Raw genomic sequence first — 20043 nt, forward strand, 5'->3', positions numbered from 1 at the left:
ATGGATCCCTTTGGAAAGTATAAAACTGTGGTATCTGCAAGAGCTGCAGATAAAACCATACTGAAAAAATGTCAAGATGGAGGTATTGTTTCAGCCGCATATATATACGGTTTGGAAAATGGCCTCTTGGATGGTGTTATTGTTGCAGATAAAGATGACAAATTACAAACAACTCCTAAAGTTGCAACAACAGTTGATGAAGTTTTAGAGGCTGCTGGAACCAAATACACAGTCTGTCCAACTATAAGTGTGATAAAGAGTGCAGTTAGAGAGTATGGATGTGAAAAACTTGGAGTTGTTGGAACTCCATGCCAAATAATTGCAACTAGAAAATTAATGAAATATCCTATAGGATTTAGGCACGTTCCTGATAAACTGGCATTAATTGTGGGAATATTCTGTATGGAAAACTTCCCATACAATGGTATGAAAACCATCATCGAGGAACACTGTGGAATAAAGATGGAAGATGTTGCTAAAACTGATATTGGAAAAGGTAAATTCTGGGTATATTCCAAATGGGGAGATGTTAAATCCATCAAATTAAAAGAAACCCACCCATACGAACAACAATCCTGCCACGTATGTATGGATTACACAGCTGAATTGGCTGATATTTCCACAGGTTCGGTGGGAAGCCCAGATGGCTGGAGTACAGTATTCATAAGAACTGCTCAAGGAGAAGAGTTCTTTAACAAAATGGTTGAAGCCGGAGCATTGGAAGTTAAACCAATAGAAGAAGTTAAACCTGGTTTAGGATTAGTTGAGAAACTATCACTAACTAAAAAAGAGAAAAACGCAAAAGAAATCGAACATAGAAAAGAAATTGGATTACCAGTTCCTTATTAGAATCTTTACTTTGGATCCAACCTTTTTTAAAGGTTGGAAGGAGATTGGATTACCAGTTCCTTATTAACTACCTAAAGGCACGCCAAGTAAAACGAGGTAGTGCATTCTTTGGATCCAACCTTTTCTAAAGGTTGGTTTGTCATCTCTAAAAGGATATCCCATTCTAACAATCATATCCCTGCATAATTCTCTTTTTAATTATTTACAAGAAAATCAAACAACCATGGTTTTTAAGATAAGTTTTTATGATGGTTGGTTCCACTATTTTAAATATGTTAATTTAATTGGGGGATTATTTTGAAGCTCCGTCTTATTGAATGTTATATTCCAAAACACATTTTTGCAGGTCTTGATGGTATTGTCAAAGACGATCAGTTGGATATTATTTGGACGCATGTGGAAGAAGAAGCCAACTATACCCTTATAAGAATACTCACAACACTAAAAAGTACTGAAAAAATAGTGGATAAACTAAACAATCAATATGGTGGCTCCAAATTTAGAATAATCGTATTTCAACCTACAACTACCGTACCTGAAGTAATTGAAGAACCTACTGAAAAAAATGGTAACATACCGGAAAGACTCTCTCGTCAAGAAATATATGGAAAAATGTATGAAACAACAAACATTTCAAAAGAGTATTTTTTAATGATAGTATTATCTGCAATTGTGGCATCTATTGGTATATGGAAAAATGATGTTGCAGTGATTATAGGATCTATGATAATCGCCCCACTTTTATCCCCTAACATAGCATTATCTTATTCCATAACTGTAGCAGATAGTAATCTTGCAAAAAAATCAATAAAAAACCTTTTGTTAGGAACGGGAATCGTTTTAATATTATCCATAGTTCTAGGGCACTTTTTACCCATAACTCCTGCAAATCCACAAATTTCTTCGAGGATGAACTTAGATATAGAGCAGGTCATAATCGCTCTGGCGGCAGGTATAGTTGGGGCCATATCCACAATATCTGGAATTTCTTCTGCAGTAGTAGGAGTTATGATAGCAATAGCTTTACTGCCTCCCTTGGTAGCTTTTGGGCTCTCCGTTGGGGCAGGCTATTATATTGAATCAATTCCAATACTGCTATTGTTTATTGCAAATATAATATCTATAAACCTTTCATCAGTTTTACTTTTCTTTTTGTATGGCATATCACCATATAAGTGGTGGGAAAGAGAAAAAGCTAGAAAACTGACAATTATTGCAATATCCGTATGGATGAGCCTTTTAATTATGCTTATTATGTTAATCACTGTTTTTAGATAAAACATTTAACTTTTATTGTTAATTTAATTTTGACAATGAAAAAAAGATAATTACTAGGCTTTGATTTAAATGAATTCTTAAAATTTCGAAAAATTAAGTTTTCTATATATCCAATGAAATGATAAATGTTGAATAAAGATTATCAAGAGTTTGATAACCACCAATCAAAAAATAATATATGAGCTCACAATATTATATGTGTAATAAAGGAATGAACTAAAGAGAAATAATTGTAAAATGTTATTCAGTCTTTATATTTTTACCTTCTTCGTAATCGCTGTCAACATATAATTCTATACATCCAGTACCTAATGATATTGGTTTTCCAACGATTATGTTTTCTACAACTCCTTTTAATTCGTCGTTGTATCCTCTCATTGACGCAGCGTACAGGTGTTTAACTGTTTCCTCGAATGCAGCTCTTGCAAGAACAGAAGCTTTTCCACCACTGATACCATGCCTACCTATTGGTTTTACTTCACCGTCTGCTGTCATAAGGTCTGCAACCAACATCAAATGTCTTATATCCACAGTAAGCCCCTGGTTACTCAGTGTTGCATTCATTTCATTTATAATAGCGTTTCTTGCAGCTTCAATTCCAAGTACTTCCTGAATCTCTATAATATTGTTTGTAATGGTTCTAGTCTTATCAACGCCTTCAATAGTGAAAACCTCTTTTAAGTTTGAACCTTCACTGTAGAGTACATATTCATCTACTTCTTTTCTTATAATAACCCTTGATATATTTGGAACTCCCGTTAGGTGAATTGATCTAATCTTTGGGAGTCTTTTTCTAAGGGCCTTTAATGAAGGGGTTTTTATTTTTAATTGAAGTGTGTAACCATCAACCTCGATTTTCAACTTCATTTTCTTTTTGATGGATTCTACAACATGATCAACTGTTATTCCTCTTTTTGCCAGTTCGTCCTTATCCAAAATAATAGTTATACATTCATCAACTAAGTTAACACTTATGTCATCTGAAACTGATTCTACGGTGGTACTTTCTATGTTCCTTGCTATTTCTTCAGCCTTTTCTCTATCGTATTTGTATTCATCCTCTAAGAATATGGTCATTGTAGGTGTGGATGGTTCTTTTCTTGCATCCACGATTTCAATCATCCTTGGAAGACCCAATGTAACGTTCAATTCTGCAACCCCTGCATAGTGGAAGGTTCTCATCGTCATCTGGGTACCTGGTTCACCAATTGATTGGGCAGCAATTACTCCTACTGCTTCACCAGGCTCGACAAGTGTTCTTTCGTAAGCAACAATAGTTTCCTTAATAATCTCGTCAATAATATTTTCATCTTCTATGTTTTCGCTTACTATTTTTTTGGCCAACTCTTCCTTTAATGAAGGTGGTAATATGGTGCCATCTAATTTTTTTTCTATTTCCACCATTTTTTCCATTTATTTCACCATCTTAAATTAAATAAAGGGGGATAATTAAAATAAAAGAATAAATTATAGGCATCTCTTAAGGATTTGAGCTACATTATTGTTTTAAATTTAGTTTTCATACTTTGATTTAACTTTTGTAATTATTTTCTCTAAATCTACTCCTTTTCCATGATCTGCCTTTGATGGATCTACTAAATCTTCCCCGTATTCAAACTGGACAATTAATCCTCTTGAATCCCTTACAGTACCGTCATATTCTGCTTTGATATCCTGAAGTGCGTTAACCAGTCTTCTTTGCATGTAACCTGACTGAGCAGTTCTCACAGCCTGGTCGACAAGACCTTCCCTACCTCCCATCGCGTGGAAGAAGTACTCTGTAGGTGAAAGTCCTTTTTTATAGCAGCTCCTAACGAAACCATGTGATTTCGCTGTTAAGCTACCTTTCTCAAAGTGAGGTAATGTTCTTCCTCTGTAACCTCTGAAGATCCTACCTCCCCTAACTGACTGCTGACCGACACAACCTGCCATCATTGTAATGTTTAACAATGAACCTCTTGCACCGGTTCTAGCCATCAGTGCCGCATGGTTGTCTTTACTTAAATATTTCTCTGCAATTTTACCTGCTTCATCCCTTGCCTTACCTAGGATTTGCATGATATATGCTTCCCTAGATTCTTCTAAGCCTCTACCAGGTAATGGTTCCAATGTACCATTTTCATATTGAGCAATGATTTCTTCAACTTCTTCCTCTGCCTTGTCCAGAGCTCTTTGAATTTCTTCAATTGCACTTTCTGGAATATCCTCGTCATCAATACCTGTTGTGAACCCTTTTATCATAAATGCTCTTATGGCCATCTTTGTTGCAGTATCCAAGAATCTCCTTGCAGCTTCTGATCCAAACTCTTTAACAACCATGTTTAGGATGATACCTGCTTCAGAACCGTATCCGTTTTTATCGATAACACCTTTTATCAACTGGCCGTTTTTGATTACAACATAGGCATCATGTTCACATTCTTCAAATTTACATTCGTCACATTTCTTACATATTTTTGCCCTATATTTTAAGCTCAATCCTTCAGGCAAGGTTTTACTGAAGAGTTTTTTTCCACAGTACAAGGGTACTCCATCCTTAACAATATCCGGTTCTCCTAACTCAGCCTTAAGCCCTGCCCCTCTTAGTATGATTGAAGCTTCATCTTTTGTAAAGTAGGAACTTGTTAAGATGTATGCTCCAGAGATGAAGTCGTGAATTGCCCCAATAATAGGTCCTCCGAATCTTGGGGATATGATATGTTTTTCTACAAGCATTAAACTTTCAGCTTCTGCTATGGCTTCTTCTGATTGTGGAACGTGAAGGTTCATCTCGTCCCCATCGAAGTCCGCGTTGTAAGGAGGACATACACATAGGTTGTGTCTAAATGTTCTGTAAGGTAATACCTTAACTTTATGGGCCATAATTGACATTCTGTGAAGTGAAGGCTGCCTGTTGTAAAGTACAATATCTCCATCCATTAGATGTCTTTCAACAATCATTCCTTCTTCGATATTTTCAATCCAATGGTCTCTGTTTTTATCGGTTATTTTTATCTTTAATTCTTCTTCTTTTCCATCTTTCATTCTAATTTTCTTTATAATGTAGTTAATACCTGGAGGTTTATCTGGACTGTTTCTAAGGAGCTCCCTTATTTTCTCCATATTATGCTTTGTAACTTTTTCTGGAACAGTTAGTTCCTTTGCAATCATTTCCGGAACTCCAACTTCGTTAATACTTAAACATGGATCTGGTGAGATAACAGTCCTCGCAGAGAAGTTAACCCTTTTACCTGCTAAGTTATGTCTAAATCTTCCTTCTTTACCTTTCAATCTTTGAGCAAGTGTCCTTAACGGTCTTCCACTTCTGTGTCTTGCAGGCGGTATTCCTGGAGCTTCATTATCAAAGTACGTGTTTACGTGGTATTGTAACAAATCCCAAAGGTCTTCAATAATTAAGTTTGGAGCTCCACCATCAATGTTTTCTTCTAACCTTTGATTAATTCTTATAATATCAACGAGTTTGTGGGTTAAATCGTCTTCCCTTCTTTCCCCGCTTTCCAGGGTAATTGAAGGTCTTACTGTAACCGGAGGTACTGGGAGAACGGTTAATACCATCCATTCTGGCCTAGCAACTTCTGGATTTATCCCCAATAGTATGCAATCTTCATTAGGTATTTTTTCAAGGATTTCCCTAACTTCCGAAGCTGTCAGCCGTTTTTGGTGTTTTCCATCAATTTGGTAGTATGTTGTTGGCTTGTCATACTTGATATCATATTTAACTTCACCACAGGATGGACATACGGTACCTTTTGCGGCTTCTTTTAATATCTCATCGCAAAGTGTCCATTTGTCACCGCCTTCTTCTTCCAATTTTTTCATTTTTTCAAGGTATTCCATCCTTTTTAAGTCCCCTATTGCAACCTTACCACAGTGAGGACATACGGCCTTTAAAATTTTGTAAATATCTTTTGCGAACCCTATATGAATAACCGGTTTTGAGAGTTCAATATGACCAAAATGTCCTGGACAGGTTCCAACTCTACCGCCACATGTTTTACAAACCAAACCTGGATCAATAACCCCTAATCTGGTGTCCATCAATCCGCCATCAATGGGGTAGCCGTCATCATCATAAGTGTCTGCAGTTACAATTTTCGCACAGGACATGGTTCTAGTATATTCTGGGGATAGTAAACCAAATATAAGTTCTCCAATTTCTTTTGGAATATCGAATTTATCCATTATTTCACCATCAGGGTTTTTAGATCTTATGACCATGTTTTACTTTCAAAGTATGGGAAATTAAGTAGTTAAGTAATTAAAGTAATTTTAAGTAATTATGCTCTATCCCTTAATTTCAATTTTGGATATATTCCCATACTTTTGAGTTCGTCCAACAGTAATTTGAATGCATAAGCCATTTTAACCGGCGGTATTTTTCTGTTATCTTGGATATCTTCGGTTTCACCACAAAGTGGACAGTGTTTAATTCCCCTCTTGTAGTCGTAAATTGCAATTTCTCCACATTTTATACATACATAGTCTTGGTATGGATCTGATTCATCAAGAAGCCTTTCTTTTAACAAGAGAGCCGCACCGTGACCGACAAGAACATCCCTTTCCATTTCTCCAAATCTAAGACCACCTTCTCTTGCCCTACCTTCAGTTGGCTGTCTTGTAAGAACTTGTATTGGTCCCCTACTTCTTGCATGGATTTTTCCTGCAACCAAGTGGTGTAATTTCTGGTAGTATGCTACTCCGACGAATATTTCGCATTCTAACTTCTTACCAGTTTTTCCATCGTACATTACTTCTTTACCGTGGTGTTTAAATCCATACTTTTCAAGGGTTCTTCTTAAATCCCATTCTTTTTCTCCGCTGAATATGGTTCCATCTACCCTTCTACACTCTAAAGCACCTACTTTACCACCTATCATCTCAAGAACCTGTCCGATAGTCATCCTTGATGGAATTGCGTGCGGGTTAATAATTAAATCTGGGACTATTCCATTTTCTGTGAATGGGAGGTCTTCCTGTGGAACTACAAGACCAATAACCCCTTTCTGACCATGTCTTGAAGCAAATTTATCTCCGAGCTCTGGAATTCTTAAGTCTCTAACTCTAACTTTTGCCAGTCTATTTCCTTCTTTAGTTTCACTTAAAACAACTAAATCGACAATACCTTCTTCACCATGTCTTACGGTAACTGAGGTATCTCTTCTCTGTGATCTAGTTTGTAGTGATATTTCGTGTTCCTCTAAGAACCTTGGCGGGGAGGTTTTACCTATGATAACATCTCCAGAGCTAACTTCAGATTCTAGTTCTATTAAACCATCATCACCTAAATTCCTGTAAGCTTCTTCTGCTCTGTAGCCCCTTATTCCTTTTTCCGGAATTTCAAATCTATCTAACTGTCCGCCAGGGTATCTCTTTTCAAAGCTTTCATAACTTCTGAAGAAAGTGCTCCTTCCCAAACCTCTTTCAATGGCAGCTTTGTTTATGATAAAGGCATCCTCCATGTTGTATCCTTCGTAACTCATAACAGCTACAACGAAGTTTTGCCCTGCAGGTCTTTTATCGAATCCTAAAATTTCCTGGTGTTTAGTCCTAACTATTGGAACTTGAGGGTAGTGAAGAAGGTGACCTCTCGTATCCATTCTCCATTTTATATTGGACATTGGAATACCCAATGACTGTTTACCCATCGCCGCAGCCATTGTAATCCTTGGAGCAGAGTTGTGTTCTGGATAAGGAGCTACCCCTGCACCGATACCTAAAATAGCCAGTGGGTCTATCTCCAGGTGGGTATGTTCTTCAGTTAATTCTTTCTCATAAACAGCAATGTATGCGTTTTCTTCTTCTTCGGCGTCTAAATATTCAATAATTCCCTTACTTACTAAATCTGAGAATGTAATTTCTCCGTTTTTTAGTTGTTCAATGATTTCTTCTGTTAATTTAGATTTACCGTTTTCAACTACAATGAGGGGCCTAACAGCCCTACCGCCATCAGTAGATATATGAATATCGTTACTCTCTTCGTTAAATGAGATTGAAGTAAATGGGGATAACTCCCCCTTTCTCCTCTTTTCTCTTAAAAATTTAACAACCTGTTCTGGATTATCAGTTGTATCTACAAGTTTTCCGTTAACATAAATATTTGCATTTTTTTCCAAGGTTTTCACCTTTTTAATACCTAAGTTATCCTATAAATTAAAATAATAAGTTATTGGATATATTATTGAAGTTTTAATTCATTTAATAGCTCTAAAACTTTGCTATCGTCTTCATCAGTTGTAACTTTACACATTAAAGCAAGGTTTTTAACGAGCCCACAGTTTGGACCTTCTGGTGTTTCTGATGGACAAATTTTACCCCACTGTGTAGCGTGCAAGTCCCTTGCCTCGAAATGTGGTTGTGATCTTGATAATGGGGAGACCACCCTTCTTAACTGTGAAACTGTTGCTAAGTAACTGGTTCTATCCAACAACTGGCTTACCCCAGTTCTACCGCCGACCCAGTTACCTGTGGCCATTGCATGTCTCATTCTTTCTGTTAAAACATCACTTCTAACTGCAGCTTGAATGGAAGGTTCTTTGTTTCTTATTGCCTGTCTTTCAAGCTGGTATTTTATGTCCTTTACCAACTGGTTAAATGAATGCCTAAATAAATCTTCCATTAGGTCTCCAGCCAATTTTAATCTTTTGTTTCCATAGTGGTCCTTGTCGTCTTCAACCCTGAGGCCTAAATATAATTGAATAGCGTTTTTGGCCATTCTTCCTAAATATTTACATTTTTTAGGTAGGTCTTTTATATCTACACCCATGTGCGGCAATAGGTAGTTGCATAGGATTGTTTCAGCTCTCTTTAACTTGTACTCTTTTGGCTGTCCTGGTGCCACCCTTTTACCAATATATTCGAGAGCGTCTTCTGTTGTAAATATATTATGCTCTTCTCTGGCTTCCTGAAGATTTGCAATAAGTTGCATTACTACTGAAGGTTCGTCTGAGATCATTTCAATAATCTGTCTATCACTTTCTGCTCCAAGAGCTCTCATTAAAATTACCAACGGTATGCTGCCAGACATTCCTGGGAATGAAACATTTAAAAGACCGTCGGAGCTTCTTTCTACGGTACAAAGGGCTCTGAAACCATGCCTTGTTGAGAACACCTTTGCAATATCAATAATCTTCCCGTTTTTCTCTACTTTTTCACATAATATTCTGTTTGGGATTAAATCCTCCTGAGCTACAACTGCTTTTTCGGACCCATTTACTATAAAGTAACCAAGTGGATCTTCAGGATCTTCCCCGTATGCTATTAGTTCTTCTTTAGTCTTTCCATGGAGGTGACAGATTTTTGAACCAAGCATAACTGGAAGTTCCCCAATGTACACTTCAACGGTTTCTCCATAGGTCTCTTCTTCATCTTTTCCCATAATAGGTGTGATTTCTAAAAATATTGGGGCAGAGTATGATAAATTTCTAATTCTCGCTTCCATAGGTGTTATCTCTTTTACAGAACCATCCGCTTCTTTATTTACTGGTTTTTCTACTCTAACCTTTCCAAATACTATATCGTATCTACCCTGTATTTCAGTTTCTATAGAGTGAACTTCATCAATTATTTTTTGAATCTTGTGCTCTACAAAGTCGTTATAGGAATCTATATGGTGTTTAACCAAAGTGTTTTCCTTAAAAAATGAATCAACAATCGTACGGGATTCCATGATCTCCCCCTTAGCTTTTAAATGATAAAATAATATATGTTCATGGCATTAACAACTTTATAAAAAATTTAATAATAAACTGAATAATATTAAAGTTAGATGGTCTTTTTAACAACCAACCTATAGGAGGTAGTTTCTCCTGCGGTAGGGCTTTTTCTTGTTATTTTGACAACATCCCCAATTTCAGCTCCAATTTCAAGAATAACCGGATCGGTATCTAAGATTTTAGGTAACTGCTGTATCTTTATACCATATTTTTCGAGTAACAAAGGAACTTCTTCTTTGGGTATTATCTCATGTTTCGGAACCATTTCATGTGATGATACCTTCACAATAAGGCCTCCTTGCGTTTAAAATAGGATATTTTATAAAATACTCATAATATATCATTATATTAATTCGATGTATCAAATAAGATGGCATATAATAGTATTTATCTTTTTCTATTGCACTAAGGTTGCTAGTTTTACGAAACTATTATGCATTAATATCTAAATAGAATCGAAATCTATATATATTATATTTAAAAAATTAAACTCTACAATGCAATATTGTGTAATAGTATATAAGTATTAGGATGATTATTATGAAAACTATTCAAGAAATTAATGAAAAAATAAGGAGTGGCGATGCAGTAGTAGTAACTGCCGAAGAGATGATTGAGATTGTGGAAGATTTAGGTCCAAAGGATGCAGCAGAGAAAGTAGATGTTGTTACAACTGGAACATTCGGGGCAATGTGCTCAAGTGGGGTCTTCCTAAACTTTGGTCATGCTGATCCACCAATAAAAATGATAAAGACTTATTTAAACGGTGTTGAATCCTACTCTGGATTGGCGGCTGTAGATACCTACCTCGGTGCAACTCAACCAAACACCGATGATGATATAGGTATCGATTATGGGGGAGCTCATGTAATAGAAGATTTAGTGGCAGGAAAAGAAATAGAGTTGGTAGCTGAAGGTTACACTACCGACTGCTACCCTAGAAAAAAGGTAACCACTACAATAACAATTGATGATCTAAACCAGGCAATACTTGTTAACCCAAGAAACTGCTACCAATCATACAATGCAGCTACAAACAGTAAAGAGGAAAAAATATACACCTACATGGGAACACTTCTTCCCGAGTATGGTAATATAAACTACTCTGGAGCTGGACAACTCAACCCACTTCAAAACGATTACAACAGGGAAACAAAGACATACAACACCATAGGAATTGGAACCAAGATATTCCTAGGTGGAGGTATTGGCTACGTAGTTAGCGAAGGAACCCAGCACAGTCCTGATAATGCCTTCGGAACTTTGATGGTAAGTGGTGACCTTAAAACAATGGATAGTAAGTACCTAAGAGGTGCAACACTACCAAAATACGGAAGTTCACTGTTTGTTGGAATGGGAATTCCAATACCAGTTTTAAATGAAGATGTTGCAAAAGCCTGTGCCGTAAGGGATGAAGATATATATGTCTCAATTATCGATTATGGGGTACCAAGAAGGGAAAGACCTATAGTGGGCAAAGTTAATTACAAGGAATTGAGAAGCGGATGCGTAGATATTGAAGTAGAGATTGAAGGTAAAAAAGTACAGAAATCTGTAAAAACTGCTCCAGTATCAAGTTACAAAGTTTCAAGAGAAATCGCAGAAGAACTTAAAGACTGGATTTTAAAAGGAGAGTTCTTACTTTCAGAAAGAGTGGCTACACTTGGAAAAGGTTCTGCAAGACCTATGAAAGCTAAGGCAAAACTCGTTGGAGACATATTAAGCAAGCCACCAATAGTGGCAAGTTCAAATATATCAGTTGAAGAAGCTTCGAGAATTATAATTGAAAACAATATAAACCATCTGCCAATTGTAGATGAAAATGGAGTTTTAACTGGTATTGTCACATCATGGGATATCGCAAGAGCCGTATCTCAGAACAAAAAATCAATTGCAGAAATAATGACAAAGTATGTTGTGAGCTCTACAGTTGATGAACCAATAGATGTAGTGGCAAGAAAAATGGCTGCTCACAATATATCTGGTGTCCCAGTTTTAGACAGTAATAAAAGAGTACTAGGTATTGTAACCGCAGAGGATCTTTCAAAACTTATCGGTAGATCAAATATAGTGAGCAAAATTTAAGTGTTTGATAAAATACGGTGATTGAGTAAAAATCCTTCGGATTTTTACAGCTCACCTTACACTTCGTTCAGGTGATTATATTATGAAAAAAAGGATATACTATTGGATTTCTGGAAAAAACGTAACTAAGCCAATAGTCTCAGAAGTTATATTGAACACAAATATTCTATTGAATATATTGAAAGCTAAAATGGAGCCCCAAGAAGGATTTTTGATATTGGAATTTAATGGGAGCGAGGATCAGATAAAACAAGCCATAGATATATTGAATAAATACGGTGAAGTTGAGGATATTCCAAAGATAATACAAAAAAACGATGAAGCATGTGTTGAATGTGGGGCATGTGTAGTCCATTGTCCAGTTGGGGCAATTGAAATAAAAGAGGACTACAGCGTAGTATTTGACGAAGAGGAATGCATAGGCTGTAAAAACTGCGTTAAGGTATGTCCTGTAAAAGCCATTGAGGTTTTTGACATTTAAATACATATTAAATACATTTTTAATCTCTTTTAATATTATTTATCAGATAATGAAATTTTTTACTATTACTATCGGTTGTTTGCGTTAGATATTGAAAAATGCCTTTAATGAATTGAAAGATATAACTTATTTTAAAATAGGCCTAATAACAACCATTTGAGAATTTAGAGTATGTAAATATCCACTGCAACCTACAGTTGCAGGGAAGTTGAATAATCTACGATTATTCAACTAATTCCAATAAAATTCGCAAACAACTATAATTCTAACATGTGATTTTGGTGATTAAATGAAAACCTAACGGTTTTCATAGCTCACCTTCACTACGTTCAGGTGATATTATGATATTAAATATTAAATTTTTTGCAAAATACCGGGAATGTTACGGTGAAGGACTTAAAATATCCTTGGATAAAGAAGAAATAAGGATAATAGATTTAATCGATATTTTAGAGGATGAATACAACATCTCGATAAAAGAGGATTTTAACAACGGAAACGTGATAGTTTCCAAAGATTGCGAAATAACTACTGGTGAAGATGTAATAAATGGAGATAGTGAAATTGGAATCTACCCTCCGGTTTCTGGCGGATAATCTGGTAGTTCTACGAATTAATATCCCACAGATATTCTAAAAATTATTGCAGAATGTAGCCAATTGTGGGACTACTAAATCAGCAGGTGAATAGTATATGAAATGTAATAAATGCGGTAAAGAAGCAGTTTATTATCAAAAACACTCTGGAATGAATTTTTGTAAAGAATGTTTTATTAGCGACATCATGAAAAAAGTAAGAAAAACACTTGGAAAAGACATCATAAAACAGAATATAAAGATAGGTATGGGAATAAGCGGTGGAAAGGACAGTTTGGTAATGGCACATATTTTGAACGAATTTTTTAAGCCAATTCCAAATTCAAAGATAATAGCATTTATGGTTGATGAAGGGATCGAGGGCTTTAGAAGAGATGGTATAGAGGCAGGAATTAAGTTCTGTGAAGAATACGGAATAGAATACAAAATCGCGACTTTTGAAGAGTACTTGGGAACTAATTTGGATGAAATGGTTAAAATAGCAAAGGAAAAAAATCTTACAATGAATCCATGTTCTTTCTGTGGCGTCATTAGAAGAAAAATATTAAACAGAATGGCATTAGAAGAAAAATGTGATTATTTGGCGATAGGACATAATTTAGATGACATATCCCATGCCGTTATGATGAACTACATAGAAGGAAATATTAAAAAATTGGTACTTTTAGGGAAAAATGCTGAACATCCGCAGTTTGTAAAAAGAATAAAACCATTAATGAAGATACCTGAAGACGAAGTTTTATTATTTGCAGATTTGATGGAATTAAAGTACCATAAAGCACCTTGCCCGTATTCATGCCTATCTTACAGAGCTGAAGTTTCTGATATAGTGGATGAGCTCGAAGAAAAACACCCTGGAGCAAAATACTCAATAGTGGCAGGTTTTGAAAGATTAATAGAGCATTTGGATATTGACCATAATACAACGGTTTGTAAGTACTGTAAAGAACCTTCAGCATCTGGAGTATGCAAGGCATGTACATTCTTGGATAATTTGGACCTATTGAAAAATTCAAAATTCACCCAATAGGTCATAATATTATTTTTTTATTATTTTTTTATTGTTGTTGGCGGCTTGGTGGTGTATTATTTAGTCACAATTTTGTATTATTCCTTCTCCTCATTCATCTCAGACAGCTTTTTATCAATTGTTTCAACATCTTCAAGTCTTGCAGTGGTTATAGGATACTTTGGAACTGCAAAACACTTTACCTCTTTACTGGTTGAAATTTCATAGGTGCCTATTTTCTTTGCAATCTCGATTATTTCGTTTTTATCAAACCCTACAAGTGGCCTAAGTATTGGATAGGTTATTCCATGGCTTATTACTCTTAGATTTTTCAGTGTTTGGGATGCAACCTGCCCAAGATTATCTCCGTTTACAATGGCATCACACTTTAACCTTTCTGCAAATTTTTCACCTATTCTTAACATTGATTTTTTACAGAATACGCAGGTGTATTTTTCCTTATCGATTTCAATTAGATTTTTCTTTATTTTTGCCAATTCTTCCTTGAAATCCTTAACTATATATTTAGCATCACAATCATAGTCGCTTAAAATTTCAACTATTTTTTCTGTTTTTTTGGCACCTTCTTCTGAAGTTTTTAAATGTAATAGTACAACATTGCAACCTCTTTTTATCATTAGATATGCTGCAACTGGGCTGTCTATACCATCTGAAAGTAAGACTAAAACTTTACCTTGGGTACCTACTGGTATTCCCCCTACACCATCGATTCTTTTTGTAAATATGTAGCAAGAATCTCTCAAGATTTCTATATCAACTGGTATATCAGGATTTTTTAAATCAACTTTTAGCCCGAATTCATTGATTATTTTTTCTCCAACAAATCTATTAACTTCAATAGAGTTCATTGGAAATTGTTTATGGATTCTTTGGGTTCTGACTCCAAATGTTATGTTTTCAGTTTTGGTATGGGTGTGATTTTCAAGCTCTTTTTTAACGAGCTCTTTTGCAGTCCTTACTATAGACTCAATATCTAATTCACATTTTACCGCCGGGCTAAATGTGCTTATGCCTGGAACTTTTTTTAACAGTTCAACAGCTCTTTCTAAATAATCTTCTTCAATATCAACCAATAGTCTCGCATGAACATTTTTAACATTTGAATCTATTTGATGTTTTTCCAATATTTTTCTAATGTTTTTTGCAAGTAGTTCTTCAAATCTCTTTCTAGTCTGTCTGGATTTTGTTCCGATCTCTCCATATCTAATTATAACTGTCTGCAAATTATCACCTATTACGATAATTATAATGAATAATTTTAATAATAAGGTAATTTATTATATCTTTTTAGTGAATTATGTGTTACTCAATCTATCATTTACCATAACCTATATATATTAATAATTTTTAATTAAGGTAATAATATAGTATTAATATCTTTTCAGTGAATTATATATAACATAACTTATCACCTACCATAACCTATATATATTAATAATTTTTAATTAAGGTAATAATATGGTATTAATATATTTGGTGAGTACATGATCAATATTAAGGAGTTGAAGAAGTATTGTAACCCATCCTATTTAACCATCAGAAATGATAAGATAATAGTATGTAATAAGGGATTGGCCAGACTCTCAAAGGAAAAGATGAAAAAAATAGAAGAAGACTTTGGAATACCTGTTGTATATTCAAGAAATTATGAAGAAATCTCTCAAAAGATGGGTAGATATATTTCGAAACACAATATTATAAGTCCAAGGGATAAAATAATTGTAGGGTTAAGTGGTGGAAAGGATAGTCTATCTCTGTTACATCTCTTAGAACCATATAGGAGAAAGTTTGGAATAGAGCTCTACGCAGTAACTGTTGATTTAAATATTCAAAATAACAGGCCTTGGAGCGAAAGCAATAAAAATATGGATATTATAAAGAAACATTGTGAAAGTCTAAATATTCCACACGAAATAATAGGTTTTGACAAGGATGTTGTAGAGATGTCTAAAATACTATCTGAAAACACGAAGGGTATTGAGTATTCACCATGTTTTTCCTGTTCAATTGTTAGAAGGCATGTTTTAACCAATTATGCGGAACAGTTAATTGAAAATGATAATGATGTTGTTAAAATAGCGTTTGGACATACTTTAGAAGATAATTCGGACACAGTAATGGCAAATATATTTAAAGGAGATATAATAAAGGCATTGGAACCTATAAAAAACTTTGAAGAAACAATTGTGGATTTCAAAGACTTTAAATTATCCTTAAGGGCCAGTACAATTATTCGGCCGTTGCTTTCAGTACCTGAAGAAAAAATCAAAAGAGCTCTTATCGAGTGTGGTGTAGAGTTCTACAAAGATAAAGATGAATGTCCTTTCAGTAGGCACCGGGGTGACAGCATTAGGCGAAAAGCCCATGAAACCCTGAGCCTTCTTGAAAAGGACGTAAGCAATATAAGAGAAATGGTGGTATCATCCATCTTGAAAACTGTAGAGCTCTACAAAAAATAACTCTACAATAAACTCTAACCTATAAATATTAGACGAAATGCTTTGCATTTCGTTGCTCGCTTACTTCGTAAACGAAACCAAAATAAAATAAATAAAAAATAAAAAAGGTGAAATAATGGACTACAAGTTAAAAGCAGACGAATACAACGTAACAAAAGCAATATTGTCCTCTGCATTTAAAATGTGGATGGATGTAATTGAGGTAGATGTTGCTATAGTTGGTGGAGGACCAAGTGGTTTAACTGCAGGAAAGTACTTAGCAAAAGAAGGTCTTAAAGTTGTGATTTTAGAAAGACATCTTTCATTTGGTGGAGGAACATGGGGAGGAGGTATGGGCTTCCCATACATAGTTGTTGAAGAACCAGCCGATGAAATATTAAGAGACGCAGGAATAAAGTTAGAAAAAGTAGAAGATGTAGAAGGATACTATATTGCAGATTCTGTTGAAGTTCCTGCTAAATTAGGTGCAAGTGCAATTGATGCAGGAGCAAAGATTTTAACATCAGTTGCAGTTGAAGATTTAATATTGAGAGAAGATAAAGTTGCAGGAGTTGTAGTTCAAGGATATGCAATAGAAAAAGCAGGACTCCACGTAGACCCAATTACAATAAATGCAAAGTACGTTATAGATGCTACAGGACATGACGCTTCAGTTACCACCACACTGGCAAGAAAGAACAAGGACTTAGGCATTGAAGTTCCTGGAGAAAAATCAATGTGGGCAGACAAAGGAGAAAACTCACTTTTAAGAAATACCAGAGAAGTATACCCTGGATTGTTTGTCTGTGGAATGGCTGCAAATGCAGTTCATGCAGGATACAGAATGGGTGCAATCTTTGGAGGAATGTATCTCTCTGGAAAGAAATGTGCTGAAATGATACTTGAAAAATTAAATAAATAATTTTAAATACGATTGAGATATAATCATTATCTCGACAAATCCGAAGGATTTCTTATATGGTAGTCTTCCGCACATTTATGTGCGGTTTACTTTTTTTGTTTTCATTTTGTAACTTGTTTTGGGGGATCATGGTTAGAGTAAGGAAATCTCAAGAGAGCGATTTTAAGAAGATTATGGAAATAGAAAAACAGTCTTTTAATAAAAATTATCCCGAATTTTTAATTAAACACATATATAATTCATTTCCAGACGGTTTTTTAGTAGCCGAAGATAACAAAGGAAACATTGTAGGTTACGTAATTGCAGTCATGGAGTGGGGTAATGGCCATATTGTTTCTATTGCAGTTGATGAAAATCATAGAAAAAAGGGAATAGGGACTCTTTTATTAGATACTATTGAAAAATATTTGTACGAATACTGTAATGCAAAATACATTGTTTTAGAGGTAAGATTTGATAACACAAATGCAAGGAAATTTTACTATAAAAGGGGTTACGTTGATAAAAAACTTCTTCCAAAATACTATGACGATGGTTCAGATGCCATACTCATGGTAAAAAAGAGAGCTGATTTAAATAAAAATTATCCAATCATTATAAACATGTGGTAGCGATGAAGAGGATTACAATATATTCGCCAAATTACTATACCTATGGTTCAATGTTGATTGGTGGAATTCTACGAGAAAAATTCAAAGGAAAGTACGATGTTAAGTTGATTAACAACCTGGATAAAAAATTACTTTTAAATTCTGATGTTGTGGTACTGAGTTTGTACTCCACCATGCATCTGATAGATGATGATATAAAAGATATCGTTGATTTTATCAAAAAAACTAATGGTGCAAAAAATACTAAATTATATGTTGCGGGTCCAGTATCTGCATATCCTGAAATTGTATTGGGAGAATTGAAGGTAGATGGTGTTATAGTTGGAGAAGGGGAATTGATAACACCAAATATTGTTGAAGGTGAAAAGGAAGGTTTGGCATATGTGGAAAATGGAGAAGTGATAATCAACATCCCTAAGTCTAAGCCTGAACTTGACTTTTCAAAACTTTTAATACCAAGGGACATCGGAGCTCAGACCATCAGGGGAGCAAATGTTTATCTTGAAACACACAGGGGATGCTTTGGAAACTGTACCTTCTGTCAGGTGCCAAAGTTTTTTGGAAAAGAAATTAGAAGCAAGCCTTTGGATTTGATTTTAGAAGAAGTTAAAGAATTTAAAAAGAGAGGAGTTAAAAGAATTGCCATCAGTGGCGGTACCGGAAGCCTTTACAACTTTAAAAAATCATCAAACAAGAATATGTTTATCGAGCTCCTGGAGAAAATATCTGAAATCATAGGAAAGGAACATCTATCTGTTCCAGATATGAGGGTGGACTACATAGACGAAGAAATTCTTGATGCTGTGAAAAACTATACTATTGGCTGGGTTTTCTATGGGATAGAAAGTGGAAGCGATAAAATATTAAGGGAAATGAAAAAGGGAACTACGGTGGAAAAGAACCTAAATGCTATAAAATTAGCTAAGGACTGCGGCGTGAAAGTTGCAGGAAGTTTTATAGTTGGCTATCCTACAGAAACCGAAATGGATTATTTACTTACAAAGGATTTTATAGTTGATGCAGAGTTGGACGATATTTTCATAAGTATTGCAGAGCCTATACCAACAACTGAGTTATGTGAATTAGTTTTAAAAACTCCTAAGGAAAAAAATCCTAATTTTAAAACACATCTTGGCCCATATAGAAGTCTCGGTATGACTGAAAGTGAGGCTAAATGTTTTGACTTGATGCTTCATTCGGAAAGTTGGAAATCAAATCCAAGAGTAATGACAAAGCAACTTTATGCAACCTATTTAAATGAGGCTAAAATGCAAGGTAGAGACATAAGAAAAATAACTGATTTGATTTTTAAGTATGAGAATGTTTTAAAATAGTTTTCTTTATTCTTTTTTAATTTTTATTTCAAATCTCAAAATTCCTTCGATTTGGTGGCCTTATTTTAATCTTTACTTAAATAGGGATTGTTTTAGTAAGTATGGTTATTCCTATTAAATACATGGTAATTCCCATTAATGAAACGATAAATAATATCATAATTTTCTTAAATAATAATATAATTTTATTTAAATTAATTATGTTATCACTTATCATGCTCAATCTTTTGTTTTTCTCAAAATTACTTCGGAATTTGGTGGTCTAATTCAAGCCTTTAAAAAGTCTTAATGCCAAAAATAAATGGTCTGATTTTAACAACAGCAACAAGAGTTATAAACACAAACAACGCATAATTTCCATCCCACAAGGTCTTATTTTAACAAGGTTCCAAGTCTAGCTACATAGATTTCAAGATATATTTCCATCCCACTATGGTCTTATTTTAACCTGTCAAATCTTAGAGCAGCACGGGCTATTAGATTTCCATCCCACTATGGTCTTATTTTAACTCCCCTGCTATATCTCAAGATGGTACCATATACGTATTTCCATCCTACTATGGTCTTATTTTAACTCAAAATAGCTTATCAAAAATACCGCAACAAAGAAGCATTTCCATCCCACTATGGTCTTATTTTAACTCGTTTGCAAACTTATCAGAAGAAGACATCGAAGAAAATTTCCATCCCACTATGGTCTTATTTTA

Annotated in this window: 16 protein-coding genes; 10 read left to right on the top strand and 6 right to left on the bottom strand. The window is 34.8% G+C overall.

Going from position 1 to position 20043, the window contains the following annotated elements; all coding sequences use genetic code 11:
- Both frhB and F555_RS0101335 read left to right on the top strand, forming a co-directional pair.
- Positions 1 to 849, top strand: an 849-nt coding sequence (frhB, locus tag F555_RS0101330; RefSeq protein WP_018153424.1) for a coenzyme F420 hydrogenase subunit beta, incomplete at its 5' end; no start/stop codon positions are given.
- Positions 850 to 1146: 297 nt separating this feature from the next.
- On the top strand, positions 1147 to 2127 hold the full coding sequence (locus F555_RS0101335) for a TIGR00341 family protein (RefSeq protein WP_018153425.1): 981 nt from the start codon (positions 1147 to 1149) through the stop codon (positions 2125 to 2127).
- A 240-nt stretch (positions 2128 to 2367) separates the two neighbouring features.
- On the opposite strand, the gene rpoA2 is transcribed toward F555_RS0101335, so the two are convergent.
- From rpoA2 to F555_RS0101360, 5 genes are all read right to left on the bottom strand, one after another.
- Positions 2368 to 3540: a DNA-directed RNA polymerase subunit A'' gene (gene rpoA2 / locus F555_RS0101340; protein WP_018153426.1), complete on the bottom strand. Its 1173-nt coding sequence runs from the start codon at positions 3538 to 3540 to the stop codon at positions 2368 to 2370.
- Between the two features lie 99 nt (positions 3541 to 3639).
- Positions 3640 to 6309: a DNA-directed RNA polymerase subunit A' gene (gene rpoA1 / locus F555_RS0101345; RefSeq protein WP_018153427.1), complete on the bottom strand. Its 2670-nt coding sequence runs from the start codon at positions 6307 to 6309 to the stop codon at positions 3640 to 3642.
- A 95-nt stretch (positions 6310 to 6404) separates the two neighbouring features.
- Entirely contained in the window at positions 6405 to 8240 is a 1836-nt protein-coding gene (gene rpoB, locus F555_RS0101350; RefSeq protein WP_018153428.1) for a DNA-directed RNA polymerase subunit B, read from the bottom strand.
- Positions 8241 to 8302: 62 nt separating this feature from the next.
- The gene (locus F555_RS0101355) at positions 8303 to 9793 is read right to left on the bottom strand and encodes a DNA-directed RNA polymerase subunit B'' (protein WP_018153429.1); all 1491 of its coding nucleotides are present in this window, start codon (positions 9791 to 9793) and stop codon (positions 8303 to 8305) included.
- A gap of 95 nt (positions 9794 to 9888) precedes the next feature.
- A complete protein-coding gene (locus F555_RS0101360; RefSeq protein WP_018153430.1) occupies positions 9889 to 10125 on the bottom strand; it encodes a DNA-directed RNA polymerase subunit H in 237 nt (78 codons plus the stop codon).
- A 254-nt stretch (positions 10126 to 10379) separates the two neighbouring features.
- On the opposite strand from F555_RS0101360, the gene F555_RS0101365 reads away from it, so the two are divergent.
- The 4 genes from F555_RS0101365 to F555_RS0101380 all read left to right on the top strand — a co-directional run bounded on the left by F555_RS0101365 (position 10380) and on the right by F555_RS0101380 (position 14031).
- Complete coding sequence (locus tag F555_RS0101365; RefSeq protein ID WP_018153431.1) at positions 10380 to 11924, top strand: homocysteine biosynthesis protein; 1545 nt, start codon at positions 10380 to 10382, stop codon at positions 11922 to 11924.
- An 82-nt stretch (positions 11925 to 12006) separates the two neighbouring features.
- Positions 12007 to 12405 carry a 4Fe-4S binding protein gene (locus tag F555_RS0101370; protein WP_018153432.1) on the top strand — a complete coding sequence of 133 codons (399 nt, stop codon included), beginning with the start codon at positions 12007 to 12009 and terminating at the stop codon, positions 12403 to 12405.
- A 341-nt stretch (positions 12406 to 12746) separates the two neighbouring features.
- Positions 12747 to 13001, top strand: a complete 255-nt coding sequence (locus tag F555_RS0101375; RefSeq protein ID WP_018153433.1) for a MoaD/ThiS family protein — start codon at positions 12747 to 12749, stop codon at positions 12999 to 13001.
- Between the two features lie 97 nt (positions 13002 to 13098).
- Positions 13099 to 14031, top strand: a complete 933-nt coding sequence (locus F555_RS0101380) for a TIGR00269 family protein (RefSeq protein WP_018153434.1) — start codon at positions 13099 to 13101, stop codon at positions 14029 to 14031.
- A 77-nt stretch (positions 14032 to 14108) separates the two neighbouring features.
- Here the strand turns inward: F555_RS0101380 and thiI are convergent, their stop codons facing one another.
- Complete coding sequence (gene thiI, locus F555_RS0101385) at positions 14109 to 15254, bottom strand: tRNA uracil 4-sulfurtransferase ThiI (RefSeq protein WP_018153435.1); 1146 nt, start codon at positions 15252 to 15254, stop codon at positions 14109 to 14111.
- 261 nt (positions 15255 to 15515) lie between these two features.
- Here thiI and F555_RS0101390 point away from each other — a divergent pair, with 261 nt between their 5' ends.
- From F555_RS0101390 to F555_RS0101405, 4 genes are all read left to right on the top strand, one after another.
- Positions 15516 to 16490: a tRNA lysidine(34) synthetase gene (locus tag F555_RS0101390; protein ID WP_018153436.1), complete on the top strand. Its 975-nt coding sequence runs from the start codon at positions 15516 to 15518 to the stop codon at positions 16488 to 16490.
- A gap of 115 nt (positions 16491 to 16605) precedes the next feature.
- Positions 16606 to 17391, top strand: a complete 786-nt coding sequence (locus F555_RS0101395) for a sulfide-dependent adenosine diphosphate thiazole synthase (protein ID WP_018153437.1) — start codon at positions 16606 to 16608, stop codon at positions 17389 to 17391.
- A 128-nt stretch (positions 17392 to 17519) separates the two neighbouring features.
- Positions 17520 to 18002 (top strand): ribosomal protein S18-alanine N-acetyltransferase, encoded by a 483-nt coding sequence (gene rimI / locus F555_RS0101400; RefSeq protein ID WP_018153438.1) that lies wholly within the window; start codon positions 17520 to 17522, stop codon positions 18000 to 18002.
- Positions 18003 to 18004: 2 nt separating this feature from the next.
- Positions 18005 to 19336, top strand: coding sequence for a methyl-coenzyme M reductase glutamine C-methyltransferase (locus F555_RS0101405; protein WP_018153439.1), 1332 nt, complete (start codon positions 18005 to 18007; stop codon positions 19334 to 19336).
- Positions 19337 to 20043 lie beyond the last annotated feature (707 nt).

The sequence above is a fragment of the Methanothermococcus thermolithotrophicus DSM 2095 genome (genome assembly GCF_000376965.1).
In the GTDB taxonomy this organism is placed as follows: domain Archaea; phylum AGJL01; class Methanococci; order Methanococcales; family Methanococcaceae; genus Methanothermococcus; species Methanothermococcus thermolithotrophicus.

What these genes read in the sequence shown, in the direction of transcription:
- rpoA1 (WP_018153427.1), bottom strand. Translation starts at nt 6,309, where the DNA reads ATGGATAAATTCGATATTCCAAAAGAAATTGGAGAACTTATATTTGGT.
- F555_RS0101370 (WP_018153432.1), top strand. Translation starts at nt 12,007, where the DNA reads ATGAAAAAAAGGATATACTATTGGATTTCTGGAAAAAACGTAACTAAG.
- F555_RS0101390 (WP_018153436.1), top strand. Translation starts at nt 15,516, where the DNA reads ATGATCAATATTAAGGAGTTGAAGAAGTATTGTAACCCATCCTATTTA.
- F555_RS0101395 (WP_018153437.1), top strand. Translation starts at nt 16,606, where the DNA reads ATGGACTACAAGTTAAAAGCAGACGAATACAACGTAACAAAAGCAATA.
- F555_RS0101365 (WP_018153431.1), top strand. Translation starts at nt 10,380, where the DNA reads ATGAAAACTATTCAAGAAATTAATGAAAAAATAAGGAGTGGCGATGCA.
- rimI (WP_018153438.1), top strand. Translation starts at nt 17,520, where the DNA reads ATGGTTAGAGTAAGGAAATCTCAAGAGAGCGATTTTAAGAAGATTATG.
- F555_RS0101405 (WP_018153439.1), top strand. Translation starts at nt 18,005, where the DNA reads ATGAAGAGGATTACAATATATTCGCCAAATTACTATACCTATGGTTCA.
- F555_RS0101375 (WP_018153433.1), top strand. Translation starts at nt 12,747, where the DNA reads ATGATATTAAATATTAAATTTTTTGCAAAATACCGGGAATGTTACGGT.
- rpoA2 (WP_018153426.1), bottom strand. Translation starts at nt 3,540, where the DNA reads ATGGAAAAAATGGTGGAAATAGAAAAAAAATTAGATGGCACCATATTA.
- F555_RS0101355 (WP_018153429.1), bottom strand. Translation starts at nt 9,793, where the DNA reads ATGGAATCCCGTACGATTGTTGATTCATTTTTTAAGGAAAACACTTTG.
- F555_RS0101380 (WP_018153434.1), top strand. Translation starts at nt 13,099, where the DNA reads ATGAAATGTAATAAATGCGGTAAAGAAGCAGTTTATTATCAAAAACAC.